The organism is Atopomonas hussainii (assembly GCF_900109735.1).
Classification (GTDB): domain Bacteria; phylum Pseudomonadota; class Gammaproteobacteria; order Pseudomonadales; family Pseudomonadaceae; genus Atopomonas; species Atopomonas hussainii.
The window spans coordinates 83,925-107,893 of record NZ_FOAS01000014.1 but is presented as its reverse complement, the minus strand read 5'-3'; the positions used below and the strand labels follow the sequence as shown (position 1 = coordinate 107,893).

Below are 23,969 nucleotides of genomic sequence, written 5' to 3'. Positions count from 1 at the left end.
TTATGCAGCCGGTATTGCCTTGGTGAAACAGGGCCTGACAGCGTGGCGATGGTCGTGGACACCGCTACGCTGTCAGGTAAAGCGCTTAGCGCTTAGCCGCGAGGGCCAAGCAACACTCGGCCGTTCTCGACCTTGGTCGGGTAACGGTGAGCGCAACCCACATCGGGGGCCAGGGCTTCGCCGCTGGCCAAGTCGATGTTCCAGCTGTGCAGCGGGCAGGTCACGGTTTTGCCGTGAATGATGCCTTGCGACAGCGGGCCGTGTTTGTGCGGGCAGCGGTCGGCGAGGGCAAACACTTCGTCATTGCTGGTGCGGAACAGGGCGATGTCGTGCTTTTCGCCTTTGATCACGCGGGAACCGAGCACCGGAATATCGGTGACGGCACAGATGTCTTGCCACTGGCTCATGCTGTTACCTCTTGAATCTGTACGGCAGGGATTACTTCAAATTCGCGCTTGAGCTCAGGCTGTTCGATACGCTCCAGCCATGGGTCTTTTTCCAGCGACAGGGTGTACTGCAGACGGGCATACAGGGCTTTACGGTTGGCTTCGTCTTCCAGCACGGCTTTCTTGATGTGCTCCATGCCGACGCGCTGCATGTAGTGCACGGTGCGTTCGAGGTAGAAGGCTTCTTCGCGGTACAGCTGCAAGAAGGCGCCGTTGTACTCCAACACTTCTTCTTCGGTTTTCAGCTTGACGAAGAACTCAGCCACTTCGGTTTTAATCCCGCCGTTACCGCCGATGTACATCTCCCAACCGGAGTCCACACCGATGATGCCAACGTCTTTAATCCCGGCCTCGGCGCAGTTACGCGGGCAACCGGACACAGCCAGTTTGACCTTGTGCGGCGACCACATGTTGAACAGGTCTTTCTCGAGCTTGACGCCCATGTCCATCGAACGCTGGGTGCCGAAGCGGCAGTGCTCGGCACCGACGCAGGTCTTCACGGTACGGATACTCTTGCCGTAGGCGTGGCCAGACGGCATGTCGAGGTCTTTCCAGATCGCCGGCAGGTCTTCTTTCTTGGCGCCGAGCAGGTCGATACGCTGGCCGCCGGTCACCTTCACGGTGGGGATGTTGTACTTCTCGGCTACGTCGGCAATGCGGCGCAGTTCGCTGGGGTTGGTCAGGCCGCCCCACATACGCGGTACCACCGAGTAGGTGCCGTCTTTCTGAATGTTGGCGTGGGCACGCTCGTTGATGAAGCGCGACTGCGGATCATCTTTGGCTTCACCCGGCCAGCTGGAGATCAGGTAGTAGTTCAGCGCAGGGCGACAGCTGGCACAGCCGTTGGGGGTGTGCCAGTTCATGTATTCGATGACCTGCGGAATGCTGGTCAGCTTCTGCTCGATGATGGCTTTGCGCACTTCGCCGTGGGTGTGGTCGGTACAACCACACATGGGCTTCTCGCTCTTGCCCTTCACATCGGCGGCGCCACCGACCGTGCTGATCAGAATCTGCTCGACCAAGCCGGTGCACGAACCGCAGCTGGAAGCCGCTTTGGTGTGCTTCTTCACTTCGTCAACACTGAACAGGCCTTGTTCTTTAATCGCCTTAACGATGGTGCCTTTGCACACGCCGTTACAGCCGCAGACTTCGGCTTCATCAGGCATAGCAGCGGCTTTGTCTTGGCCAGCATGGCCGACGTCACCGAGGCTGTTTTCACCAAACATCAGGTGATCGCGCATTTCGCTGATGTCATGGCCTTCGCGCAGCAGCTTGAAGTACCACGCACCATCAGCGGTGTCGCCGTACAGGCAAGCGCCGATCAGCTTGTTGTCGCGGATCACCAGCTTTTTGTACACGCCGCCGATGGGGTCGGCGAGGGTGATTTCTTCGCAGTCGTCACCGCCCATAAATTCGCCGGCGGAGAACAAGTCGATACCAGTCACTTTCAGCTTGGTGGAGGTTACCGAACCCTGATAGCGGGCAAAGCCCAGCTGCGCCAAGTGGTTAGCACACACTTTGGCTTGTTCAAACAGCGGGGCAACCAAACCGTAGGCAATGCCACGGTGGCTGGCGCATTCGCCGATGGCGTACACGCGCGGGTCGTAAGTTTGCAGGGTGTCGTTAACCAGAATGCCGCGGTTGCAGGCTAGGCCCGACTGCTCGGCCAGCTCAGTGTTGGGGCGAATACCAGCCGCCATCACTACGATGTCAGCCGGGATCACGTCGCCGTCTTTAAAGCGCACGCCGGCCACGTTGCCGTCGCCGTCATCCAGCAGAGCTTCGGTGAACTTCGGCAGGAGGAACTTCAGGCCACGGTCTTCCAAGGCTTTTTGCAGCAGCTTGCCGGAGGTCTTGTCCAGCTGGCGCTCCAGCAGCCAATCGGCGATGTGCACTACGGTCACATCCATGCCACGCAGCTTGAGGCCGTTGGCCGCTTCCAAGCCGAGCAGGCCACCGCCGATCACCACGGCGTGCTTCTTCACCTTGGCGGTGTCGATCATGGTTTGCGTGTCGGCGATGTCGCGGTAGCCAATCACGCCTTTCAAGTCATTACCGGGAATCGGCAGGATAAACGGGTTAGAGCCGGTGGCCATGAGCAGGCGGTCGTACTCGACTTCGCTGCCGTCATCGGCGATCACTTTGCGCTTGGCGCGGTCGATCTTGACCACTTTGCGGCCCAGACGCAGGTCGATGTTGTGCTCTTGGTACCAAGCCAGATCGTTAAGCACGATCTCATCGAAGGTCTGTTCGCCGGCCAGCACCGGGGACAACAGGATGCGGTTGTAGTTGGGGTGCGGCTCGGCGCCGAACACTGTGACGTCGTACAGGTCAGGGGTGAGCTTGAACAGCTCTTCCAGGGTGCGCACCCCGGCCATGCCGTTGCCCACCATCACCAATTTCAACTTTTGCATGCCTATCTCCCGTAATGCCGGCCGCGTGGTGTTTGCTTGGCCAGAAACAAAAAAAGCGCCTTGCCTGCTAGATGCAGAGAAGACGCCTTTGTCTTACTGCAGGTGCCATGCCCTGCGTATGTGTTGGGATCGCCATTGACCCCGTTGTTAACAGGGTTAAAGCAGATGTTGTGCCAAGTTTGTTAATGGTTAGGTTTTATAGGGCTTTTCAAGCTAGTTGAGAGTGGTTCTCAGCTGTTTTGGGTGCTTTTGCACCATGTTAGTGCGATATGCGCCAGCATGGCTCAGCCTTGCACCAGAAAGTAAAACAGCATGAGGTTAAGCAGCAGCGAGATCAGCGCGACGCTCTGCCAAACCTTGAGCGGCTCGCGTTCGATCAGCGGGCGATGCGCCGGCGCTTCGCGAATATCGCCACCGCGCTCCAGTGTTAGCAGCCATTCTTCGGCGGTTTCAAAACGCTGCTCGGGGTTGGCGGTGACCGCCTTGCTGAGCATATCGACCCACCAAGCCGGTAAGTCGGGGCGGTAACGGCTGGCGGCGGGTGCACTGCCAAAGCGCGGCGTTTGGAAGGGCTCGATTTCGCCGTAGGGATAATGGCCAGTGAGCAGGTAATAGAAAGTGACGCCGACAGCGTATAGATCGTTTTGCCGATCGGCTTCGGCGCCTTGGTAGCGTTCCGGGGCAATAAAGCTCGGGGTGCCGGGTTGGCTGCCGGGCTCGTCTTCGGTAAGGCCGGGGCAGTGCGCGACGCCGAAATCGAGAATGCGCAGCTCGCCATCGCTGCCTAAGTGCAGGTTCTCGGGTTTGATATCGCGGTGCAGAATATTCAGCCGGTGTAAGTTGCCTAGCCCGCGCAGCACGGCTTCCAGCTGCTCGTGGGCCTCACCCAAACTCATCGGACCTAAGCGCTTGTAGCGTGCAGCGAGGGTTTCGCCGCTGTGCTCGCGCATCACGTAATACAGGTGCTGGCGCTCGGGTAGCGGGCAGACCTCGGTAAAACTGCGTCCGCCTAGGCGTTTTAAAAACCATTCTTCTAACAGCAGGCGCTGCTGGGCGCGCTCGTCGCCGTCGTGGTTGCTCGGCAGGGTTTTTAGCAGCCAAGGCCGTTGCTGGTCGTCATACACGCGGTAGAGCAGCGAATGGCGTGACTCATGGATGAGTTTTTCTACGCGAAAGCCTTCAAAGCTTTGCTCGGCTTTGAGCTTGCCGGGTAACGGCCACTGCGCCAGTGAGGCGAGTTGGTCGTCCAGATCGCCATCGGGCAGGCTGTCGATACGCACAATAATGGCGCTGGCGTTGTCGTTGCTGCCGGCTTTGAAGGCGGTTTGCAGCATCAGTTGGCAGAGGTGTTCGGGGTTGTGCAGCTCGTTTTTCAGCATGTCGCTGAGCACGCCGTCGTTAAGTGCGGCCCACACGCCGTCAGACAGCAGCACGAAGCAGTCATCGACCTCTAGATCGCCTTCGCGGTAATCCACCACTAAGTGCTCATCGAGGCCCAAGGCGCGCTTGAGCACGTGCTCCATGCCCGGCTGGCTCCACACATGGTCTTCGGTGAGACGTTCTAAGCGCTGCTTACGCCAACGGTACAGGCGGCTGTCGCCGACGTGCGCCGCGGTGTAGCGGCGGCCGCGCAAAATAAGCCCAGTCAGGGTGGTCAGCAGTGGGCCTTGGCTACTTTGCGCGCGCAGCCAACGGTTATGGGCCACCAAGATGCGGTCTAGGGCTTGGCCAATCGCCCAAGTTTCTGGCGTGGCGTAGTAGTCGCTGGCCAGTGCTTGCACGCTGGCGCGCGCGGCGAGGCCGCCATCGGCACAACCGCTGACGCCATCGGCCAGCGCGAACACATACCCCTTGCTGGCCGCTAAGGCGGCGGGTGGAGTGACCACGCGCACGGCGTCTTGGTTGACGCTGCGCGGGCCTTTGGCGCTGGCTTCGGCAATGCTTAGGGTTAGGCTCATGGCGACGGCTCGTTGGGCAGAAGGACAATGCCTTGCAAGAAAAAAGCCCGCACAGAGAAAAATCAAGCTGTGCGGGCTGCGGGAGCTGAATCCTTCAGCAGATCAAGTCGGAGCAGCCGGGTGTCCTGCCCGGCTGTGCGGGGCTTAGACGCGTGCGCTGGTCATCGCGGCTGAACCCCAAGTGGTCCGCCAGCGCTGCTTCACGCTGAACAAACCGACGAAGGCCACCAGAGCCAAGCTGGCGAACAACCACAGGGCCAGCTGGTAGTTACCGGTGGAGGTTTTAATCGCGCCCATGCCGGCGGTCAGGCAGAAGCCGCCCACGCCACCGGCCATGCCGACCAAACCGGTCATCACGCCGATTTCGTTGCGGAAGCGCTGCGGCACCAGCTGGAACACCGCGCCATTGCCACTGCCCAAACCCAGCATGGCGACGATGAACAGGGTCAGAGCGGCGTACTGGCTCGACAGGTTGAAGCCAACGATAGCGATACAGCTAGCGGCGATGATGTACATGAACAGCAAGGTGCGGATACCGCCGATACGGTCGGCCAGCGCGCCGCCCAGCGGACGCATCAAGCTACCGCCCATAACGCAGGCAGCGGTGTAGAAGCCGGCTTTAACCGGGTCTAGGCCGTATTGGTCATAGAAGTAAGCAGGCAGCGAGCCGGCTAGGCCGACGAAGCCGCCGAAGGTCATGCTGTAGAAGAACATGAACCACCAGCTGTCTTTGTCGCCGAGGGCTTTCAGATAGTCGCTCATGGCTTTCGGAGCCGGACGATTCGGTGCGTTCTTAGCCATAAAGATGAACAGCACGAACACCACTGCCAGCGGAATCAGCGCCAGACCGAAGACGTTGTTCCAGCCGTAGGCCACGGCAAGGCCGGGGGCGAACAGGGCGGCCAGTACCGTGCCAGAGTTACCCGCGCCAGCAATACCCATGGCTTTGCCTTGGTGCTCCGGCGGATACCACTGCGAGGCCAGCGGCAGCGACACCGCGAACGAAGCGCCTGCCACGCCAAGGAACACGCCCAAGAGCAGTGCTTGCTCGTAGCTCTTCACTTCAAAGAACCATGCGGTGGCCAGTGCGCCCATCACAATCAGCTGCGAAATGATGGCGGTGGTTTTCGGGGAAATACGGTCGGCCATGTAGCCCAACACCAAACGCAGCACAGCGCCGCAGAGGATCGGTGTGGCGACCATCATTGAGCGCTGCTGGGCAGTCAGCTCCAGGGTGGCGGCAATTTGCACGGCCAGTGGGCCGAGCACGTACCAGACCATGAAGGCCAGGTCGAAGTAGAGGAAAGCGGCAAACAGCGTCGGCGTGTGGCCGGCTTTCCAGAAACTGCTGTTGTTGGACATACGTCACCTCAAGTGGTCGATATAAAGGGTCGGCCCAGACTGGCGGTATTGCTACGTCAGTCTGGGCGTTGACCAGCAGCTGGCTTGTGGCTGGCTGCAAGGTGAAACGAGTCACCGACTGATAATTGGGTCGGCATGCAGATGACGTCTGGATCACAGCCGTTATCTGCCCGGTATAAAACCGGCAGGCACAAAAAAGCGTCCGCGCGTTCACGCCATGCCAGTCAAGCCCGAGCCTTGTCTGGTTGGTGCGATTGCGGGGACGCCTGTGTCCTGTTGCCTATGACCGCCATTGGTCACTGCCCTGAATAAAGCAGATGGCGTGCCAAGATGTGTGGCGGCTTGTATTTAGTGGCTTTGCTAGGCGGCGGTGAGCGTTGTGCGCCGCAATGGTGCGCGCTGGCGGTGCGTGCGCAACCTATGCCTGCGTGATCTTGGTGCGCGGGCAGAGCTGCTTTGGTGCGCAGGGTTACTGCGGTGCGCAGTGATGCGCGATAAAGCAGCAGGCCGGCCTAGCGGGTGTTAGTCAGCAGCCGCTAGGCGCAGAGCTAGAGACAGAGATAGGCCGGCATAGATAGACGGCTTAGCGCGATTGGTTAGTCCTTTGCACCGAGCATGTGTTTGAAGTCCTGCGGAATGGGCGCAACTTTTTTGCCCGCATAGTCGAAAAATACAAAGCCCGATTTAGCCACGGCGATCAGGCGCTGATCGCTAGGGCGGGTGACTTTGAAGATGACGTCGCCGCCGTAGGCATTGAAGTCGGTCATGCCGAGGGCGAACTCAAGGGTGTCCCGCGCGTAAGCCTCGGCCTTATAAGTGGTGGCAAGATCGGTGACTATGATGCCCACGCTATTGTGCGGCGCTTCATCTACGCCGAGGGCGAATAAATAGCGCGCTCGTGCTTCGCTGAGCATGCTGATCATGGCGTCGTTGGCCAAGTGGTTGGCGGCATTGATATCGGTGATGCGCACCTGCATGGCGGTGGTGTAGGTGAATAACTCGGCGGGATAACTCAGGTCGATACGGGCCATGCGAACTGCTCAATAAGGCTGGGGGCGCTAGTTTACACCGCGCAGAAAGCACAACAGCCATCGGCTTGCGCACGATGGCTGTTGTTCAGCAGGTTTGTCGCTTTAGGCGTTATTGATTAGCCGTTGTAACGACGCAGAATCAGCGTGGCGTTAGTGCCGCCGAAGCCGAAGCTGTTGGACATCACCGTATCGATACGATGGTTTTCCAACGTTTCGCGCAGAATCGGCAGACCTTCGGCTTGCTCGTCCAAGGTTTCGACGTTGGCCGAGGCGGTCAGATAGTCGCCCTGCATCATCAGCAAGCTGTAGATGGCCTCATGTACGCCGGCAGCGCCGAGGGAGTGGCCGGACAAGCTCTTGGTCGAGCTAATCAGCGGCGCTTGCTCAGCAAACACAGCGCGAATGGCTTTCAGCTCGGCCACATCGCCCACTGGCGTTGAGGTGCCATGAGTGTTCAGGTAGTCGATCTTGCCGTCGGTCATGGCCAGCGCTTGCTGCATGCAGCGAATCGCGCCTTCGCCACTCGGGGCTACCATGTCGTAGCCATCGCTGGTGGCGCCGTAGCCGATGATTTCGGCATAAATCGGTGCGCCACGCTTGAGTGCGTGCTCCAGTTCTTCCACCACCACGATGCCGCCGCCACCGGCGATAACAAAACCGTCGCGGTTAGCGTCATAAGCGCGGGAGGCTTTCTCGGGGGTGTCGTTATAGCTGCTCGACAGCGCGCCCATGGCGTCGAACATGAACGACTGGCTCCAGTGTTCTTCTTCACCGCCGCCAGCAAACACGATGTCTTGCTTGCCGAGCTGGATCAGCTCCATCGCATGACCAATACAGTGCGCACTGGTGGCACAAGCCGAGGAAATCGAATAGTTCACGCCTTTGATCTGGAACGGTGTGGCCAAACAAGCCGACACTGTGCTGCCCATGGTGCGCGGCACGCGGTAGGGGCCAACGCGCTTAACGCCTTTCTCGCGCAGGGTGTCGACCGCTTCCATTTGGTTGAAGGTGGAGGCGCCACCGGAGCCAGCGACTAAGCCCGTGCGTACGTTAGAGACTTGCTCTTCAGACAGCTTGGCGTCTTCGATAGCTTGCTGCATGGCCAGATAGGCATAGGCAGCGGCATCGCCCATAAAGCGCTTCACTTTGCGGTCGATCAGTTCTTCCAGATTGATCTCGACGCTGCCAGAGACTTGGCTACGCAGGCCCATTTCGGCGTAGCTGGGGTTGGCACGAATGCCGCTTTTGCCTTGGCGCAGATTGCTGCTGACCGTGGCTTTGTCGTTACCCAGACACGAAACAATGCCTAGACCGGTAATCACGACACGACGCATGTCGGGCTCCTTAGAAATTGTCGGTAGAAGTAAACAGGCCTACGCGCAGGCCTTCAGCACTGTAAATTTCGCGGCCATCAACCGCTACGCTGCCATCGGCAATCGCCATGATCAGGGTGCGGTTGATCACGCGCTTAATATGCAGGGTGTAGGTGACTTTTTTCGCGCTGGGCAGTACTTGGCCGAAGAACTTAACCTCGCCAGAGCCCAACGCACGACCACGACCGGGGTGGCCCAGCCAGCCTAAGTGAAAGCCCACCAGTTGCCACATCGCATCTAGGCCTAAGCAGCCCGGCATTACAGGGTCGCCTTCGAAGTGACAACCGAAGAACCACAAATCAGGGGTGATATCCAGCTCGGCGACCACTTCGCCTTTGCCGTATTTGCCGCCGGTTTCGCTGATGTGAGTGATGCGGTCCATCATTAGCATGTTGGGTGCCGGCAGCTGGGCATTACCTGGGCCAAACAGTTCGCCGCGGCTGCAGCTTAAAAGTTCTTCCCGGGTATAGGCCGCTTGTTTGCTCATAAAAGCTCCTTGGTGGTCCCTGTGGCAGGGTGCGCGTAAGTCCAAACCCCTGAGCGTTGGGGCTGTGATCTTGTCATAGACAGCAGGTGGCTAGAGCGAGTCACAGTAAACTGAATCAGGATTCATTTTTTGTCGTGCTACCGCCACCGGCCATCGGTCGGGTTTTAAGCCAGTGAGCGATCAATTCTTGCAGGTCGGCGCGTTTGAAGGGCTTGGCCATGTAGTCGTCCATACCGGCGGCTAAACATTCTTCACGGTCACCCTGCAGCGCATTGGCGGTCAGGGCAATGATTGGGCACTGTGCCATGGGGTTGGCCAGCTGGCGAATGCGTCGGGTTGCTTCATAGCCATCCATTAAGGGAAGGCGGCAGTCCATCAAGATCAGGTCAAAGTGCTGCTCTTGCGCACGTTGTACCGCTTGGCTGCCGTCATCCACCAAGGTAACCGCGTAACCCAGCGACCGTAACATGGCCTCAATGACGGTTTGGTTAACGGGGTTGTCTTCAACCAGCAATATACGCTGCCCTTGGCCTTCGTCGCTGAGCGCGCGGCTGGCGGCTTTTTGCGCGGGCTTTTTGCTGTTAAAGGGCAGGGGGATTTCCAAAATAAACACTGAACCTGCGCCTTCTTGGCTGTGCGCTTGCAAGCTGCCGCCCATGTGCTCCGCTAAGGTGCGGGCGATGGCTAGACCAAGCCCGGTGCCGCCATAACGCCGCGAAGTGGAGGTGTCCGCTTGCTGAAAGGCATCGAACATGCGGCTGAGGTTGTCGGCGGAGATACCGATGCCGGTGTCGCGCACTTCACAGCTGAGCCAGAGGATATTTTCATCCAGACGCTGGCCTTTCACCGTCAAATACACCCCACCTTGCTCGGTGAACTTCAGTGCGTTGCCAATCAGGTTCACTAAGATTTGCCGTAGGCGCGTGGGGTCGCCGCGAACTTCTAGGGCGTCTAGCTCGGTGGCGTAATCCAGCTCTAAGGCTAAGTTGCGCTGCGCGGCGCTGTGCTGAAAAACCTGTACGGCGTTATGCACTAAGTCGTGCAAGTCAAAAGGAATGCGCTCAATTTCCAGCGCACCACGCTCGATACGGGAGAAGTCGAGAATGTCGTTGATGACTTTGAGCAAGTGCTCGGTGGACTCAGTCGCAACCGAGGTGTATTCGCTTTGCTCGTGGGTTTGTTCGGTGGTTTCGAGCAGCTGCAGCATACCCAGTACGCCGTTCATGGGGGTGCGCAGCTCGTGGCTCATCATGGCGAGAAATTCGCTTTTCGCTTGGTTGGCGGCTTCGGCGTCTTCGCGCGCGCGCACCAGCTCAGCAATGGCTTGCTCTTGCTGGGCTCGGCTGTGCGTCAAGGTTTGTGTCAGGGTGTTGATGTGTTCGGCGACTTGGCCGATTTCGCCTTCGTCAAAGCGCGGTAGGCGTTGATCGTATTGGCCGTCATTGAGGGCTTGTAGGCTGCTGCCCATCTGCGTGAGGGGTTTCGACAAGCTGGCAGCCAAGCGCCGCGCAACCACGTAGGTCAGGCTTAAGGCAAACAGCATCAGCGCGCCGGCCCTCAGCAGAATGTCACGCTGGCGCACTAAGTAGGCATCGTTGGAAACCCCGACCATCACCTTGCCAATGGTTGCGCCATAGTTGGTTTGTGGGCGGCTGGGTACATCGAACAGCTCGCTATCGACGCTGACCTGCTGAGAGCGGATCGGCGCGGAGAACACCGCCACGTCGCGGCTATGCTGGTCGTATTGGCTAGAGGCATGGAAGGCCAGCATCTGATTGCTGGCGTTGCGGATCTCAATAAAGCGGACTTGGGTGGTCTCGAGGGTGGCTTCTAACAGGCCTTCCACCGCGGTGAGGTTGCCGGAAATCACCGCGTATTCGACGGCGGGTGCCAGTTGCTCGGCAATCATTTGCCCGTTGCGCTCAAGCTCAATACGTAAATCGCTCAAACGCTGCTGCATAAAAAAGCCGGTTAATAAAATCGTCAGCAATACGGCCGGGCCAAGGCTAATAAACAGCGTGCGGGTACGGATGTCCCAGCTGTGTTTGAGCTTCATGGCTGTTCTCCTTGGCGCAACTGCTCGGCTAATTGCGCGGCGTCAGCATTGGTTAAGCCCAACGAGTGAGCAACCTGCTGGTTAAGCATGACTTTGAAATAGCGCGCAAAGGCGCTGCGCGGCCGTTGCTTGGCCGGCATGTCGAGCAGTTCGTTGAGCTGCTTGAGCCAGTCCTGCTGATCGCTATAAGTGCTGGCTAAGCTGCCAGCCTGTACATAGCCAGCGTTGGGGCCAATTAACACGCGCTTTTGCCGGTACGCACCGAGCAACAGGGGTTTGATGGTGGTCGGGTTGAAGAGGCTGGGGTCATCGAGGGCCAATAGCCACTGACTGTCTTCAAGAACCCGCTGCACTTGGCTAGAGGGGAAGGTGCCATCCCATGATTTGCTGACCAGTTTGATCTGCCGCTGCTGCGCGGTTTGCTCCAGTGCCCTCAATTGCTGCTGGCTCGCGGCGCTGAACAGTACCCCTACACGGCTATGCAGCGGCATTAATAGCTGCCCCAGCTTGAGTTGCCGGCTGGCCGGTGCCTCGCGCCAGAGTAAAGTCAGCGGCAGATTGGCTGGAATGTTCAGGTGTTGAGTTTGTTGCTGGCTAATTAGCAAAGCTAAAGCCGGGGCGCTGGCATTGTGTTGCAGGTGCCAGGTGAGAGCCTTATCGCCGAGTAAGATCCACGTACCTTGCGGCGAAGGCGTGGCTGCCGCTTGGTTTAAGGTCACTAGGCTGACGGTGTCTTGTCGGCGTTGTGCTTGCAGGGTGTGTTGGAAGCTTTGTACGGCGGCAGTGTCGTGCTCGGCCAACACCCATAAAGAAGCTGCCTGCAACATAGCGGCGCCGCCCAGCAGACTCATGCCGAGTAGCAGTTTGCAGAAGGTTTGCCACATCCATGTGCGCCGCATGCTTTAGAAGTCCAGCTCGGCGCTTAGCAGCCACTGCGAGCGGCTTCGCTGATTGTTTTCGGCCCAAGTAAGCGGCTCGTCATCAAGACGTAACTGCCACATCAAGGCGATTTCGAGACGTTGCTCATGAGCCAGCTGAAAGCGCTTGGCCAAGCGCCAATCCGTGCGGGCAAAGGGGTATTCGTTGAGCTGGTCGGCGCCGTAATAAAACACACTGGTGTGCCAATCATGATTCCATTCGTGCATCCAGCCGGCGCTACCGCTATGGCGGGCGGTGAGGCGTCGATCAATTTTATCGCTCGCGGTGTTATCGACATACGCATAGGTCAGGCGCAGTCGGTCACGCGGGCTGGCTTGCCAGTCTAATTGCCCTTCGGCGCCATGGAAGCGCGACTGGTTAGCATTGCTGGGGTTGAAGTTGTCTAGGCGCAGCGGTTCGCTGATCTGTTTGTGCAACTCTTCATAAAACAGACGAATGTCGCTGGAGAGCTGCCAGGTGCTCCAGTAGGCGTTCCAGCCTAATTCGCTGGCATGAATGTGCTCAGGCTCAAGGTCGCCCGGCGCGCGCGCGACTTGGTAATAGCTGGCGGTACTGCTGCCGCTAATCAGCGGCGACATATTGCGGCCCTGATAAGACCACACCGCGTTTTGCTCAAACATGTCGGGGCGGCGTACGGCTTCGGAATAAACCGCGCGCAGGCTTTGCTCGGGTACGAATAGCCAGTTCAATGCGATGCGTGGAGAGAAGTTGCTGCCCGACAGTTCGTCATGCTCAAACATGCCACCAGCGTTGAGCAGCCAATTCGGTGCAAAGCGCCATTCCGCGTTGCTGAAGGCTCGCCAACTGTCGTTGCTGACGGTGCCGCCTAAAAAAGTCTGCGAATCAGCGCGATCATGCCGCGCGCCTAAGCCGCTGACCAGCGAGAAGTTATCAAAGGGGCGCCAGGTGTCTTGCAGCTCTATATCGGTGCGGCGTTCGTGGGTGCGCGCTTGGGTAGTGCCGGTGCTTTCGTTGCATGAAGTCATGCAGTTGTTGTTTACCACCGTCATTTGAAACGCAGTTAGCAGTGCAGTCTCTTCAGGCGTAGTGCCGACAACAGCAAATGGGTTTTTAACGGTTGCATTCGCAAGCTGGGGATTTAATTGATAGAGCTTACCCAGCGACGGATCAAACAACGGAATCGGCACCCGTGTATGCCAATCTTGGCTGCGGTTTTGCTGTTGGATATACCCCTGTACCTGCAGCTCATGGCTGGTTGAAACCGCGCCTTTCCAGCGCATCAGACCAAAGTAGTCTTCGGCTTCGACATCTGGGTCGCTCAGGCCAAAGTCTTCCGTAGGGCGCTCGTTTTCACCTTGTTTGGCGCCCACTTGCCATTCCAGTGTTTGCTCGCCGACAAGGTTATGCAGGGCACTTAAGGTGAAATATTCGGCGTGGCTGCCATTGTGGTAATTGCTGCCGTCGGCGAGTTCATCGAAACCATCGAACTGGCGACTACCCAAGCTTAAACGCAGACTGGCGTTGCCGGCGGTAAAGCCATGCGAGCCGTAAAACTCACGCACGCCGCGCTCACCGACGGTGACTTTACTGCGTGTGCCGAGGCTGTCTTGTGGGTTGCGGGTGATGACATTGACCACGGCTTGCAGCGCGTTGGCGCCGTAAGTGACGGTATTGGGGCCGCGGAATACCTCAATGCGCTCGATATCTTCGATCGCCAGTGGAATATCTACCCAATCAACACTGGCAAGCCCCGGACGGTACACCGAGCGGCCATCGACCAGTACTTGCATGCGCCGTGCTTCAGTAATGCTAGTGCCGTGATAATTAACGTTGACCTGATTGCCGTTGCGATAGCCCACTTTCATGCCGGGCACTAAGCGCAAAAGCTCGGGAATAGAGCGTGCCCCAGAGGCGCGGATCAACTCGCGGTCTAGCACTGTGACGCTGCCGGGTACTTCAGTGGAGGGTTGCCGTAGGCGGGTGGCGGTGAGGACTTCAGGCACTTCACTGCTATTAGTGAACAGGTCCTCTGCGCCGATTGGCAGGGAAGTTACTGCTGAGCTGCCTGCGCAAAGCCATAAGGCTGCGCAAAGTGGTCGCAATCCTTGGCGCAATGGCAGCTCCTTAGTTAACTGTTGTTTCACCGTATCTTAACCCAAGCCTTTGATATTGCCAGTCTTTTGCCGGCATGCTGGGTGATCGGCAGAATCGTGGAAAAATACAGTCAAGGTTTTGCATCTAAGGTAATTAATCGCCATAGTGCGCGCATCGTTTTAACGACAAGCCTGAATAGCTAAGAGGCTGATTTTATGCAGGAAAAACAACCCGTTGCGGTACTTGGTGGTGGCAGCTTTGGCACCGCCTTGGCCAAGGTGTTGGCAGAAAATGGTCGTGAAGTCTTGTTTTGGATGCGCGATAGCGAGCAAGCGCAAGCCATTAATCTGGAACGCCGTAACCCGCGCTATTTAAGCCAAGTGGCGCTGCCGGAAGGTATTTTGGCAACCACCGATTTGCGCGCGGTGCTGCTGCAGTGCCAGCTTATTTTTGTCGCTTTGCCCTCGAGCGCGCTGCGCAGTGTGTTGCCTCCCATTGCGGCCAGCTTGCACGGCAAATACCTTGTCAGCACCACCAAAGGCATTGAACAGCACAGCTTCAAGCTGATGAGCCAAATCATCGAGGAAGTGGTTGCCGATGCTGCAATCGGTGTGCTGTCCGGCCCCAACCTTGCCGGCGAAATTGCCGCCAATGCACTCACCGCAACAGTGATTGCCAGTGAGGATGAGGCGCTTTGTAAAGCGGTGCAGTCCGCTTTGCATGGCCGCACCTTGCGGGTTTATGCCAGTCGTGATCGTTTTGGGGTTGAGCTGGGTGGTGCGCTAAAGAATGTCTACGCGATTATCGCCGGCATGGCCGCAGCGCTGGATATGGGTGAGAACACCAAAAGCATGCTGATCACTCGGGCGTTGGCGGAAATGACGCGGCTTGCCGTGCATTTGGGCGCAAACCCCATGACGTTCCTGGGTTTGGCTGGGGTGGGCGACTTGATCGTGACCTGCACCTCGCCGAAGAGCCGTAACTTTCAGGTGGGCTACGCTTTAGGGCAGGGCACTACGCTGGAGCAAGCGGTGAGCGAGCTTGGTCAGGTCGCCGAAGGGGTTAATACGCTTAAGGCCCTTAAGGAAAAAGCCGATGAGCTGGGGGTCTATATGCCCTTGGTGGCTGGCCTGTTTGCCGTTATTTTCCAAGGGATGACCTTGCAGCAAGTCATTGCGCAATTAATGAGCGGTGAAGCGAAAAGTGACGTTGATTTCATTCCGACACAAGGCTTTAGCGATCACGTTTAAACCATGCACAAGGGAGAGCTCTCGATGGATATGGCCAAACAGCAAGCACGCGAGTCATTGATTCTGCGGCTTGCATGGATGTTGTTCTTTTTTATCGCGTGGCACTTGGGCGAAATGCTCTTGGGTTTGGTGGTGCTTTTGCAGCTGGGCTACCGCCTGTTTTACGGCGCACCAAGCGCCAACTTGCTCAGCTTTGGTGACAGCTTGAGTCAGTTCATGGCGCACATCGGCCGCTTTATGACCTTTAACACCGATGAAAAGCCCTGGCCCGTGGCTGATTGGCCAACAGCCGCTGCCCCGCAGGGCGAGCCTGCGCATGTTGTACCGCCGGCTGCCCACCCGGCGCGCGATGAAGAACCCAAACTATGAAGGTTTGGGTTTTGCGCCATGGCGAAGCACAGGCTCAGGCCGCTAGCGATCGAGAGCGCCCGCTGACGTCAACGGGGCTCACTCAGGCGCAAGGGGTTGGGCAGTTTATCGCTCAGCATGCCGCTATAGATCGTGTCTTCGTCAGCCCTTACCTGCGTGCGCAGCAAACCTGCGCCGAAGTGCTGCGACCACTTGGGCTCACGGCGCAAACGGTCGACTGGCTAACCCCCGATGTTTCGCCTGAGCAGGTGATTGATGCGCTGGAGCGCATGCAGGGCGAAGAACAGGTTTGGGAGGTTTTGCTGGTCAGCCATCAACCCTTGGTGAGTCAGTTAGTCAGCCTATTGGTTGACGGGCATCTACAAGGCTATTACCCCATGGCGCCGGCAAGCTTAGTGGCGCTGGAGGGCGATTTTGTGGCGCCGGGACTCATGCACGTTGTGCAGACCCGCCACGCATAAATATTTTTTCGCCGTGCTTGTGTTTAGTTAAAGCTGGACTAGGGTTTGCTGTGCAGCTTCGGAAGTGCTGCATCCAACTTTCACAGGAGGTGAATCCTATGCGCAATCATGTGCACGCTGTTCTGTTGTCCCTTTCTTTGGCTATGGCTAACGCGGCAGTCGCTACGGAGCAACCCGTTGCGGCGGTGCAAGCCGAAGTGGCCACCATCAACATCAATACTGCTGACGAAACGACCCTCGATCGTGCTCTGCACGGCGTTGGCCCTGCCAAGGCGCAAGCGATTGTGGCCTACCGCAACGAACATGGGCCGTTTCAGACGTTGGATGAGTTGTTGGAAGTGAAGGGCATCGGGCCAGCGATTCTGGAAAACAATCGCACCCGATTGAGCTTGAAGTAACCCTTAGGGTTTACGGAGCAGGCGGCGTTGTTTGCGTTGCCGCCAGCTTTTAGCCACCCACCAGCGCCATAGCAGATGGGCGGTGAAATAGCCCAACACGGCCATGCCAAGGCCGATTACCACAGAGCCAGCATACAGCGGCTGCCAGTGTTCTAAGAAAATCTGCTCAAACCAAGCCAAGTCTAGTTTCTCTGGAAACGCTAACGGCGGCGTGTCGAGCATCCAAGCGCCGAGTTTATAGGTGCAATAAAAAATTGGCGGCATGGTCAGTGGGTTGGTCAGCCACACCAAGGCGATGGAAATGGGTAGGTTGGCCCGCCACATCACCGCAAAAATGGCGGCGGCGACCATTTGCATCGGCATGGGGATTAATGCCCAGAAGAGGCCCACTGCCATAGCCCGCGCAACGGAATGCCGATTGAGATGCCAAAGGTTTGGGTCATGAATCACGTCCCCCATAAAGCGCAAAGACTTGTTGCTTTTGATCGCTTCGGGGCTGGGCAAATAGCGCTTGATGATACGGCGGGGCATGTTCATTCGACTCGCTGAGGCGCGGCTATTATGCCGACAAAGCGCCGAGGGCTCTATATGCACAAAGGACTAATCGCCTTTGTTGTGGGCTTGCTGTGTATACGGGTGTTTCCGGCATCTCTTGAGTCTAGCCATCTTCTGTTGACGTTATTGTTGATCGGCTTCTTGGTTGCCAAGCGTTGGCTCGTTGTAGCCAGCTTATTTGCCGGCTTGGCAGTGGCGCAGTGGTCGCTATCGAGCTGGCAGGCTGACCGCTTAGAGCCGCGCTTCGATGGCGCACGTTTATGGGTAACCGCACAGATTGAGCACGCACCACAATGGCACGCCACAACGGCAGCGCTGTTGGTAGAGGGTGCCTATTCGCGACGGACACGTCTGCCAGAAAAAATATGGCTGGTGTGGCCAGAGGCGCCTGCGCTTAAGCAGGGCCAGCAATGGCGTTGGTTGGTTAGCCTGAGGCGCCAGGCTGGCTTGACCAGCTTCGCGGGCTTCGACAAAGCGCGCTGGTTGGCCAGCCAAGGGGTTGGTGCTTATGCCGTGGTTAAGCAGGCGCAGCTCTTGGAGGATGTGCCGCAGGCCAGCTTTCGCCAACGCTTGCGTGAGCAGTTATTAGCGCTCGATGTGCCCAATACCGATGCCTTGCTGGCGCTCACGCTGGCCGATGGCAGTGCAATGGCGGCTGAGCGCTGGGCGTTATTGCAGCAAACCGGCACGGTGCACTTGTTTGTGGTGTCTGGCTCACACATTGCGCTGCTGGCGGCGTTTGCCTTTGGCTTGGTCAGTGTGCTGCGACGCATCCCTTGGGTGCCCGCCAGTGAGTATTGGCGGGACGCCGCTTTTTGCGTGAGCTTGCTGTTGGCCACGCTGTACGCCTGGTTGGCTGCATGGTCTTTGCCGGTGCAACGTGCTTGGCTGATGTTGCTGGTGTTTCTGCTCTGCCGCTGGGGCGCGCGGGCCTTAAGCCCGTGGCTGGCGTGGTGGTTGGCGCTGCTCTTGGTGCTGCTATTACAGCCGATGGCGCCCTTGCAGGCAGGCTTTTGGCTGTCGTTCGTGGCGGTGGCGCTGCTCTTGGCATACGCCCACGGGCGCTTGCTCCGGCGGTCGTGGTGGCTCGAACTAATCGCCCTGCAATGGTTAATTGGCTGGGCCTTGCTGCCCTGGCTGAATTGGCACGACTTGCCCGGCAGTGGACTTGGCTTGTTGGCTAATTTAGTGGCCATCCCTTTGCTGGGGTTTGTGGTTGTACCGCTGGCTTTGCTGGGCTGCTTGCTATTGCCGGTCAGCAGTGCGGCTGAAGTCGTGCTGTCGCTGGCCGGTGCATTGCTAACGATGTGCTTTGCATTTTTTACCTGGCTTGTGGAGCACGCCGGCAGCTGGCCGCTGCCCATGATCAGTGGTTGGCAGTCTGCCTTGTTGTTGCTGGCCTCTTTATTACTGCTGTTGCCCAGAATCATGCCGCTTTATGGTTTGGCGGTTCCTTTGTTAGTGCTTGGGTTGCTCTGGCCTAAGGAGCGTCCGCCGCACGGTCAGGCGCAGATCACTGTATTAGATGTAGGGCAGGGGCTGGCTGTGCTGGTTGAAACGGCCGAGCAGGTGTTGCTTTACGACACCGGTAGCGCTTGGGCTGGCGGCAGTCGAGCGGAGCAGGTCGTTATCCCATATTTACGTCAACGCGGCTGGCCGGCGTTGGATGTTTTGCTCATCAGTCATGCCGACAATGACCACGCTGGAGGGCTGCAAGTGCTGACCCAGCAAATCCCAACCAAAGCAGTCATTGCCGGCGAGGCTTTGCCAGACAGTAGCCCCTGCTTAGCCCATCAAACATGGCAGTGGCAGGGGGTGAGCTTTAGGCTTTGGCAGGCCGAAGGCGAAGAGGGAAACGCCGCCTCGTGTGTACTGCACGTGCGTGCAAGAGATCAGTCGGTGTTGCTGACCGGTGATATCGGCCAGCGTGAAGAGGCAGCGCTACTTCGCGAAGCATGGCTGAGCGCCGATTGGCTGATTGCGCCGCATCATGGCAGCAACAGTTCATCATCGGCACGGTTTATTCAAACGCTTAAGCCGGCTCATGTCGTGTTTAGTCGCGGGGCGTATAACGCCTTTGCTCATCCGCATCCGGCGGTGTTGGCGCGCTACCGAGCAGCGGCAAGCCTGATATACGATACCGGCGTCGATGGCAGCCTACGTTGGCGTCTAGGTGGCGATAGCCCGCAGCCGGAGCGTGCCGTTGCCCGCTGGGGATTCTGGCGCGAAAAATGAGAGCTGCCGCGCTGTTGTCCAGTGCGCCTGTGCTACAGTGGCGCACCATTATAAGTCCATGATTTTTGGGGGATCTTGCTGTGTGGGAATTGGTCAAGGCAGGCGGTTGGATGATGCTGCCGATTATCTTGAGCTCGATCGTGGCGGCAGCCATTACGGCTGAGCGTTTATGGTCGCTGCGCCCCAGTAAGGTCACACCGGCGCACTTGGTCGGCCAAGTGTGGCGCTGGATCAAAGAGAAACAACTGAACAGTCAAAAGCTGCGCGAGCTGCGCTCCGACTCGCCGCTGGGGGAAATTCTTGCCGCCGGTTTGGCGAACTCCAAGCATGGTCGCGAGATCATGAAAGAGTGCATCGAAGAAGCCGCGCAGCGCGTGATTCACGACTTGGAAAAATACCTCAACGCCCTCGGCACTATTGCTGCGGTTGCGCCGCTGCTGGGCTTGCTCGGTACTGTGCTGGGGATGATCGAGATTTTTAGCGCCTTCACCGGTGCCGGCATGGCCAATGCGCCGATTCTCGCCAGTGGTATTTCGAAGGCCTTGATCACCACCGCCGCTGGTTTGATGGTGGCAATTCCTGCGCTGTTCTTCCATCGCTATTTGCAGCGCCGTGTCGACGAACTGGTCGTCGGTATGGAGCAAGAAGCGGTCAAGCTGGTGGAAGTCGTGCAAGGCAACCGTGACGTGGACATGGGCGAGGGCAAGGCGTGAAGTTCCGTCGCCGCCCCCGTGAAGAGGTCAGCATCAATCTGGCCTCACTCATCGATGTGGTGTTCATTCTGCTGCTGTTTTTCGTGGTGACCACCACGTTCACCCGCGAAACGCAGTTACGCGTTGATCTGCCGGAAGCCAGCAGCGCCGCGCCAGCTGAGCAAACCCCAGACACGCTGGAAATTTTGATCAGTGCCGGCGGTGAGTTTGCCCTTAACGGGCAAAACCTCAATAAGCACGATTTGAGCACCTTGATGGCCGCTTTACAGCGCGAATCCAAGGGCAATGCCGAGTTGCCTGTGGTGATCAGTGCCGATGCCAATACTCCGCACCAAGCCGTGGTGATTGCCATGGATGCCGCCGGCAAGCTGGGCTTTGCGCGCTTACGCATTACCACCGTTGAGGCCAGTGAGGCGCCGTAAGTGGGGCTTTCGCGCTGGTTGCAGCAGGCTTGGTATGAGGGGCACCCGCTGCTCAACGTACTCACTCCGCTGGAGGGCCTCTACCGCAAGGTGGTTGCCCGCCAGCGGCAGCAGTTTTTAAGCGGTGAGAAAGTCGTCTACCGCGCCCCTGTCCCTGTGCTGGTGGTGGGCAATATCACCGTCGGCGGCACGGGCAAGACGCCGACCATTCTCTGGCTAATCGAGCGCTGTCGGCAGCTGGGCTTGCGCGTTGGCGTGGTCAGTCGTGGTTATGGCGCTCAGCCGCCGAGTTATCCGTGGCGCGTTACCGCCGATGGCAAGGCTGCCGAATGTGGCGACGAGCCATTGATGCTGGTGCAGCGCAGCGGCGTGCCGTTGATGATCGACCCAGATCGTCCGCGTGCGGCGCAAGCGCTGCTTGCCCAAGAGCCGCTGGATATCCTCTTAAGTGACGATGGCTTGCAGCACCATGCGCTAGGTCGCGACCTAGAGCTGGTGGTGATTGATCATGCGCGCGGTTTAGGCAATGGTCGCTGTCTGCCGGCTGGGCCACTGCGTGAGCCGCTGGAGCGACTGCATGATGTCGATGCCTGCTTGCTCAACGGGGCATTGCAGGATGATGCCTCCGGCTACGCCATGCAGTTGCGCCCCATCATGCTGGTGAATGTGCGGAGCGGGCAGCGTGTTGCGCTCAGCCACTTTGCCAGCGGGCAAACCCTGCACGCGGTTGCTGGCATTGGCAATCCCGAGCGTTTCTTCACTACCTTGGAAGGGTTACACTGGCGCCCGATTCGGCATGCCTTCGCCGATCACGCTATCTATACCGCCGCGTCGTTGCCGGCTGATGAATTGCCGCTGGTGATGACCGAAAAAGACGCAGTTAAATGCCGCGCGTTTGCCCGCGATAACTGGTGGTATTTGGCCGTCGATGCGGAGCTGTCGGCAGCCTTCACCGCATGGCTGGATGAGCAACTCTTGGCGAAGGTGCGTACCCACTCTGTTTGAGGTGTCACCATGGACCCGAAACTGCTCGATATTCTCGCCTGCCCCCTGTGCAAAGGCCCGCTGAAGCTCAGCGACGATCAACACGAACTGATCTGCAAGGCCGATGGCTTGGCTTACCCGATTCGCGACGGTATTCCAGTGATGCTGGAAGGCGAAGCACGCACCTTAACCGTTGACGAACGTCTGGATAAATAACCCATGTTTACTGTGGTGATTCCGGCGCGTTATGCCTCGTCGCGCCTGCCCGGCAAACCGCTGCAAGAGATTGCCGGCCTGCCGATGATTCAGCATGTGTGGCAGCAGGCGAAAAAAAGCGCTGCCGGGCGTGTAGTGGTGGCAACGGACGACGCGCGCATTCAAGCCGCTTGCCAGGCCTTCGGTGCCGAAGTGGTGATGACCCGCGCCGAGCATAACTCTGGCACCGATCGCCTGGCTGAAGTCTCTGATCAGTTAGGTCTGCCTGACGATGCCTTGGTGGTGAATGTGCAGGGCGATGAGCCGTTGATTCCGCCGGCGATTATCGATCAAGTAGCGGCCAATTTAGCCGCGAACCCGCAAGCGGGGATTGCTACGCTGGCCGAGCCGATCAGCGATGCAGCGAGTCTGTTTAACCCTAACGTGGTGAAGGTGGTGAGCAATGCGCAAGGCTTGGCGCTGACCTTCTCGCGTGCGCCGCTACCGTGGGCACGCGATGCCTTCGCCGCTAATCGTGACGCGCTGCCGACGGGTGTGCCGTTCCGTCGCCATATCGGCATCTATGCCTACCGTGCTGGCTTCTTGCGTGACTTTGTGCGCTGGGGGCCGTGTGACTATGAAAACACCGAGTGCCTAGAGCAGCTGCGCGCCTTGTGGCATGGCGTGGCGATTCATGTGGCCGATGCGCTGGAAGCACCGCCAGCGGGCGTGGATACCGCAGAAGACTTAGCCCGCGTGCGGCAGCTGTTAGCAGGTCGTACATGATTCGTGTGCTGTTTGTTTGTTTAGGCAATATTTGTCGCTCGCCCACCGCCGAAGGCGTATTTCGCGCCAAAGTGGCAGCGGCGGGTTTGGCCGAGCACGTTGAGATCGACTCAGCCGGCACTGCGGCGTGGCATATCGGCAAATCGCCGGACAGCCGCACCCGTGCGGCAGCCAAGCAGCGCGGATACGATCTTGAGACTTTGCGTGCTCGCCAAGTGCAACCGACTGATTTTGCTCGGTTTGACTGGGTGTTAGCGATGGATCGCAGCAATCTGGCTGATCTGCAGAAGCTCCGTCAGTTCGCCGGTGGCACACAGCCGCAGTTGTTTTTGCCCTTGGCGGATTTAAGCGAAAGCGAAGTGCCAGACCCGTACTACGGCGGCGCCGATGGCTTTGAACAGGTGTTGGATTTGATCGAAGCGGCCAGCGATGCCTTGCTGCAAAGGGTTCGGGAGCAGCTGTGAAGTCCGTCAGCAATGCGTCACTGCGAGCACTGAATACCTTCGCCTTGCCGGCGAACGCCGCGCAGTTCTGCCGGCTAGAGGTGGCTGAGCAATTATCTGCAGCGCTTGAGCAGCAAGCGGCTTCTGGCTTGCCGCTGTTTGTGCTGGGTGGCGGTAGTAACTTATTACTGACACAAGACCTGCCGGCTTTTGTGCTGCACATGGCTACACGTGGCAAACGGGTGCTTGAACAGCAGGGCGAGCAAGCGATTATCGAGGCCGAAGCCGGTGAGGCTTGGCATCCGTTTGTGCAATGGACCTTAGCGCAGGGCTGGGCGGGGTTGGAAAACCTGTCTTTAATCCCCGGCACAGTCGGCGCCGCGCCGGTACAAAACATCGGTGCTTATGGTGTTGAGCTGGCAGATCGGCTGCATTCGCTGGATGCGTGGGATTGCCAGCGTGGCGAACAGGTCACGCTTCTGCCTCAGCAGTGCGCCTTTGCCTACCGTGACAGCTGCTTTAAGCGTGAGCCGGGGCGCTGGATTATCCTGCGTGTGCGCTTTTTACTCACCGCGCTGGAGCATGCCGAGCTTGCTGTGGATTACGGGCCAATTCGTCAGCGCTTAGCGGGCGTGCTTGCGCCGACAGCGCAAGACGTTGCTGCCGTGGTGTGCGCGGTGCGAAGTGAGAAGCTGCCAGACCCAGCCAAACTGGGTAACGCGGGTAGCTTCTTTAAAAATCCGTTGGTGAGTGCCGAGCAAGCCCAAGCGTTGTTGGCGCAATACCCAGCGATGCCGCATTACCCGCAAACTGGCGGGCAAGTGAAGTTGGCGGCGGGCTGGTTAATTGAGCAAGCGGGTTGGAAAGGGCACCGCGAGGGCGATGCCGGTGTGCATCGTGAGCAGGCTTTGGTGTTGGTAAATTACGGCAGTGCTACAGGGGCGCAGATTTATGCGCTGGCGCAGTCGATTCGTGCCGATATTGCCGCACGGTTTGCGGTGGATTTAGAGATTGAGCCGATCGTGATCTAGCACAGG

General features: G+C 58.4%; 23 protein-coding genes. 12 read left to right on the top strand and 11 right to left on the bottom strand.

All coding sequences use genetic code 11. From position 1 onward, the window contains the following. Nucleotides 1–92: 92 nt before the first annotated feature. The 10 genes from nirD to BMX80_RS14335 all read right to left on the bottom strand — a co-directional run bounded on the left by nirD (nucleotide 93) and on the right by BMX80_RS14335 (nucleotide 14,030). Nucleotides 93–407 (bottom strand): nitrite reductase small subunit NirD, encoded by a 315-nt coding sequence (gene nirD, locus BMX80_RS14380; RefSeq protein ID WP_074869774.1) that lies wholly within the window; start codon nucleotides 405–407, stop codon nucleotides 93–95. Further along, on the bottom strand, nucleotides 404–2,860 hold the full coding sequence (gene nirB / locus BMX80_RS14375) for a nitrite reductase large subunit NirB (RefSeq protein WP_071872427.1): 2,457 nt from the start codon (nucleotides 2,858–2,860) through the stop codon (nucleotides 404–406). Before nirB ends, nirD begins: the two co-directional genes overlap by 4 nt. 284 nt (nucleotides 2,861–3,144) lie before the next feature. Beyond that, nucleotides 3,145–4,818 carry a bifunctional protein-serine/threonine kinase/phosphatase gene (locus tag BMX80_RS14370; RefSeq protein ID WP_074869771.1) on the bottom strand — a complete coding sequence of 558 codons (1,674 nt, stop codon included), beginning with the start codon at nucleotides 4,816–4,818 and terminating at the stop codon, nucleotides 3,145–3,147. 144 nt (nucleotides 4,819–4,962) lie between these two features. Further along, nucleotides 4,963–6,180, bottom strand: coding sequence for a nitrate/nitrite transporter (locus tag BMX80_RS14365; protein ID WP_074869768.1), 1,218 nt, complete (start codon nucleotides 6,178–6,180; stop codon nucleotides 4,963–4,965). Nucleotides 6,181–6,776: 596 nt separating this feature from the next. Then, complete coding sequence (locus tag BMX80_RS14360) at nucleotides 6,777–7,211, bottom strand: thioesterase family protein (protein ID WP_074869765.1); 435 nt, start codon at nucleotides 7,209–7,211, stop codon at nucleotides 6,777–6,779. 116 nt (nucleotides 7,212–7,327) lie between these two features. Continuing rightward, entirely contained in the window at nucleotides 7,328–8,545 is a 1,218-nt protein-coding gene (gene fabB / locus BMX80_RS14355) for a beta-ketoacyl-ACP synthase I (protein WP_074869761.1), read from the bottom strand. A 10-nt stretch (nucleotides 8,546–8,555) separates the two neighbouring features. Next, complete coding sequence (gene fabA / locus BMX80_RS14350) at nucleotides 8,556–9,071, bottom strand: 3-hydroxyacyl-[acyl-carrier-protein] dehydratase FabA (RefSeq protein ID WP_071872422.1); 516 nt, start codon at nucleotides 9,069–9,071, stop codon at nucleotides 8,556–8,558. A gap of 115 nt (nucleotides 9,072–9,186) precedes the next feature. Next, nucleotides 9,187–11,127 carry a response regulator gene (locus BMX80_RS14345; protein ID WP_074869758.1) on the bottom strand — a complete coding sequence of 647 codons (1,941 nt, stop codon included), beginning with the start codon at nucleotides 11,125–11,127 and terminating at the stop codon, nucleotides 9,187–9,189. Then, nucleotides 11,124–12,026 (bottom strand): hypothetical protein, encoded by a 903-nt coding sequence (locus BMX80_RS14340; RefSeq protein WP_074869755.1) that lies wholly within the window; start codon nucleotides 12,024–12,026, stop codon nucleotides 11,124–11,126. Before BMX80_RS14340 ends, BMX80_RS14345 begins: the two co-directional genes overlap by 4 nt. 3 nt (nucleotides 12,027–12,029) lie before the next feature. Then, the gene (locus tag BMX80_RS14335; RefSeq protein ID WP_235821652.1) at nucleotides 12,030–14,030 is read right to left on the bottom strand and encodes a TonB-dependent receptor plug domain-containing protein; all 2,001 of its coding nucleotides are present in this window, start codon (nucleotides 14,028–14,030) and stop codon (nucleotides 12,030–12,032) included. Between the two features lie 306 nt (nucleotides 14,031–14,336). Here BMX80_RS14335 and BMX80_RS14330 point away from each other — a divergent pair, with 306 nt between their 5' ends. The 4 genes from BMX80_RS14330 to BMX80_RS14315 all read left to right on the top strand — a co-directional run bounded on the left by BMX80_RS14330 (nucleotide 14,337) and on the right by BMX80_RS14315 (nucleotide 16,599). Continuing rightward, nucleotides 14,337–15,371, top strand: coding sequence for an NAD(P)H-dependent glycerol-3-phosphate dehydrogenase (locus BMX80_RS14330; protein WP_071872419.1), 1,035 nt, complete (start codon nucleotides 14,337–14,339; stop codon nucleotides 15,369–15,371). A 24-nt stretch (nucleotides 15,372–15,395) separates the two neighbouring features. Next, the gene (locus tag BMX80_RS14325; RefSeq protein ID WP_139214151.1) at nucleotides 15,396–15,740 is read left to right on the top strand and encodes a DUF4389 domain-containing protein; all 345 of its coding nucleotides are present in this window, start codon (nucleotides 15,396–15,398) and stop codon (nucleotides 15,738–15,740) included. Then, complete coding sequence (gene sixA / locus BMX80_RS14320; protein WP_074869751.1) at nucleotides 15,737–16,201, top strand: phosphohistidine phosphatase SixA; 465 nt, start codon at nucleotides 15,737–15,739, stop codon at nucleotides 16,199–16,201. Before BMX80_RS14325 ends, sixA begins: the two co-directional genes overlap by 4 nt. Nucleotides 16,202–16,299: 98 nt before the next feature. After that, nucleotides 16,300–16,599, top strand: coding sequence for a ComEA family DNA-binding protein (locus BMX80_RS14315; protein ID WP_074869746.1), 300 nt, complete (start codon nucleotides 16,300–16,302; stop codon nucleotides 16,597–16,599). A gap of 3 nt (nucleotides 16,600–16,602) precedes the next feature. On the opposite strand, the gene BMX80_RS14310 is transcribed toward BMX80_RS14315, so the two are convergent. Continuing rightward, complete coding sequence (locus BMX80_RS14310) at nucleotides 16,603–17,130, bottom strand: DUF2062 domain-containing protein (protein ID WP_074869821.1); 528 nt, start codon at nucleotides 17,128–17,130, stop codon at nucleotides 16,603–16,605. Nucleotides 17,131–17,187: 57 nt separating this feature from the next. On the opposite strand from BMX80_RS14310, the gene BMX80_RS14305 reads away from it, so the two are divergent. The 8 genes from BMX80_RS14305 to murB all read left to right on the top strand — a co-directional run bounded on the left by BMX80_RS14305 (nucleotide 17,188) and on the right by murB (nucleotide 23,963). Next, nucleotides 17,188–19,389 (top strand): DNA internalization-related competence protein ComEC/Rec2, encoded by a 2,202-nt coding sequence (locus tag BMX80_RS14305; RefSeq protein ID WP_074869744.1) that lies wholly within the window; start codon nucleotides 17,188–17,190, stop codon nucleotides 19,387–19,389. A gap of 80 nt (nucleotides 19,390–19,469) precedes the next feature. Beyond that, the gene (locus tag BMX80_RS14300; protein WP_071872415.1) at nucleotides 19,470–20,102 is read left to right on the top strand and encodes a MotA/TolQ/ExbB proton channel family protein; all 633 of its coding nucleotides are present in this window, start codon (nucleotides 19,470–19,472) and stop codon (nucleotides 20,100–20,102) included. Continuing rightward, nucleotides 20,099–20,524: an ExbD/TolR family protein gene (locus BMX80_RS14295; protein ID WP_071872414.1), complete on the top strand. Its 426-nt coding sequence runs from the start codon at nucleotides 20,099–20,101 to the stop codon at nucleotides 20,522–20,524. The genes BMX80_RS14300 and BMX80_RS14295 overlap by 4 nt, the downstream gene beginning before the upstream one ends. Further along, nucleotides 20,525–21,529: a tetraacyldisaccharide 4'-kinase gene (gene lpxK, locus BMX80_RS14290; RefSeq protein ID WP_074869743.1), complete on the top strand. Its 1,005-nt coding sequence runs from the start codon at nucleotides 20,525–20,527 to the stop codon at nucleotides 21,527–21,529. A 9-nt stretch (nucleotides 21,530–21,538) separates the two neighbouring features. Then, nucleotides 21,539–21,724, top strand: coding sequence for a Trm112 family protein (locus BMX80_RS14285; protein ID WP_071872412.1), 186 nt, complete (start codon nucleotides 21,539–21,541; stop codon nucleotides 21,722–21,724). 3 nt (nucleotides 21,725–21,727) lie between these two features. Further along, nucleotides 21,728–22,489 carry a 3-deoxy-manno-octulosonate cytidylyltransferase gene (gene kdsB / locus BMX80_RS14280; protein WP_074869741.1) on the top strand — a complete coding sequence of 254 codons (762 nt, stop codon included), beginning with the start codon at nucleotides 21,728–21,730 and terminating at the stop codon, nucleotides 22,487–22,489. Further along, a complete protein-coding gene (locus BMX80_RS14275) occupies nucleotides 22,489–22,953 on the top strand; it encodes a low molecular weight protein-tyrosine-phosphatase (RefSeq protein WP_074869819.1) in 465 nt (154 codons plus the stop codon). Before kdsB ends, BMX80_RS14275 begins: the two co-directional genes overlap by 1 nt. Next, nucleotides 22,950–23,963: a UDP-N-acetylmuramate dehydrogenase gene (murB, locus tag BMX80_RS14270; protein ID WP_074869738.1), complete on the top strand. Its 1,014-nt coding sequence runs from the start codon at nucleotides 22,950–22,952 to the stop codon at nucleotides 23,961–23,963. The genes BMX80_RS14275 and murB overlap by 4 nt, the downstream gene beginning before the upstream one ends. Nucleotides 23,964–23,969 lie beyond the last annotated feature (6 nt).

Excerpts from the sequence above, each read along its gene's own strand:
- BMX80_RS14315 (WP_074869746.1), top strand. The coding sequence starts at position 16,300 with ATGCGCAATCATGTGCACGCTGTTCTGTTGTCCCTTTCTTTGGCTATG.
- kdsB (WP_074869741.1), top strand. The coding sequence starts at position 21,728 with ATGTTTACTGTGGTGATTCCGGCGCGTTATGCCTCGTCGCGCCTGCCC.
- BMX80_RS14325 (WP_139214151.1), top strand. The coding sequence starts at position 15,396 with ATGGATATGGCCAAACAGCAAGCACGCGAGTCATTGATTCTGCGGCTT.
- BMX80_RS14330 (WP_071872419.1), top strand. The coding sequence starts at position 14,337 with ATGCAGGAAAAACAACCCGTTGCGGTACTTGGTGGTGGCAGCTTTGGC.
- BMX80_RS14365 (WP_074869768.1), bottom strand. The coding sequence starts at position 6,180 with ATGTCCAACAACAGCAGTTTCTGGAAAGCCGGCCACACGCCGACGCTG.
- BMX80_RS14310 (WP_074869821.1), bottom strand. The coding sequence starts at position 17,130 with ATGCCCCGCCGTATCATCAAGCGCTATTTGCCCAGCCCCGAAGCGATC.
- fabB (WP_074869761.1), bottom strand. The coding sequence starts at position 8,545 with ATGCGTCGTGTCGTGATTACCGGTCTAGGCATTGTTTCGTGTCTGGGT.
- fabA (WP_071872422.1), bottom strand. The coding sequence starts at position 9,071 with ATGAGCAAACAAGCGGCCTATACCCGGGAAGAACTTTTAAGCTGCAGC.
- nirD (WP_074869774.1), bottom strand. The coding sequence starts at position 407 with ATGAGCCAGTGGCAAGACATCTGTGCCGTCACCGATATTCCGGTGCTC.
- BMX80_RS14360 (WP_074869765.1), bottom strand. The coding sequence starts at position 7,211 with ATGGCCCGTATCGACCTGAGTTATCCCGCCGAGTTATTCACCTACACC.
- BMX80_RS14285 (WP_071872412.1), top strand. The coding sequence starts at position 21,539 with ATGGACCCGAAACTGCTCGATATTCTCGCCTGCCCCCTGTGCAAAGGC.
- BMX80_RS14340 (WP_074869755.1), bottom strand. The coding sequence starts at position 12,026 with ATGCGGCGCACATGGATGTGGCAAACCTTCTGCAAACTGCTACTCGGC.
- BMX80_RS14370 (WP_074869771.1), bottom strand. The coding sequence starts at position 4,818 with ATGAGCCTAACCCTAAGCATTGCCGAAGCCAGCGCCAAAGGCCCGCGC.
- BMX80_RS14305 (WP_074869744.1), top strand. The coding sequence starts at position 17,188 with ATGCACAAAGGACTAATCGCCTTTGTTGTGGGCTTGCTGTGTATACGG.
- BMX80_RS14345 (WP_074869758.1), bottom strand. The coding sequence starts at position 11,127 with ATGAAGCTCAAACACAGCTGGGACATCCGTACCCGCACGCTGTTTATT.
- nirB (WP_071872427.1), bottom strand. The coding sequence starts at position 2,860 with ATGCAAAAGTTGAAATTGGTGATGGTGGGCAACGGCATGGCCGGGGTG.
- sixA (WP_074869751.1), top strand. The coding sequence starts at position 15,737 with ATGAAGGTTTGGGTTTTGCGCCATGGCGAAGCACAGGCTCAGGCCGCT.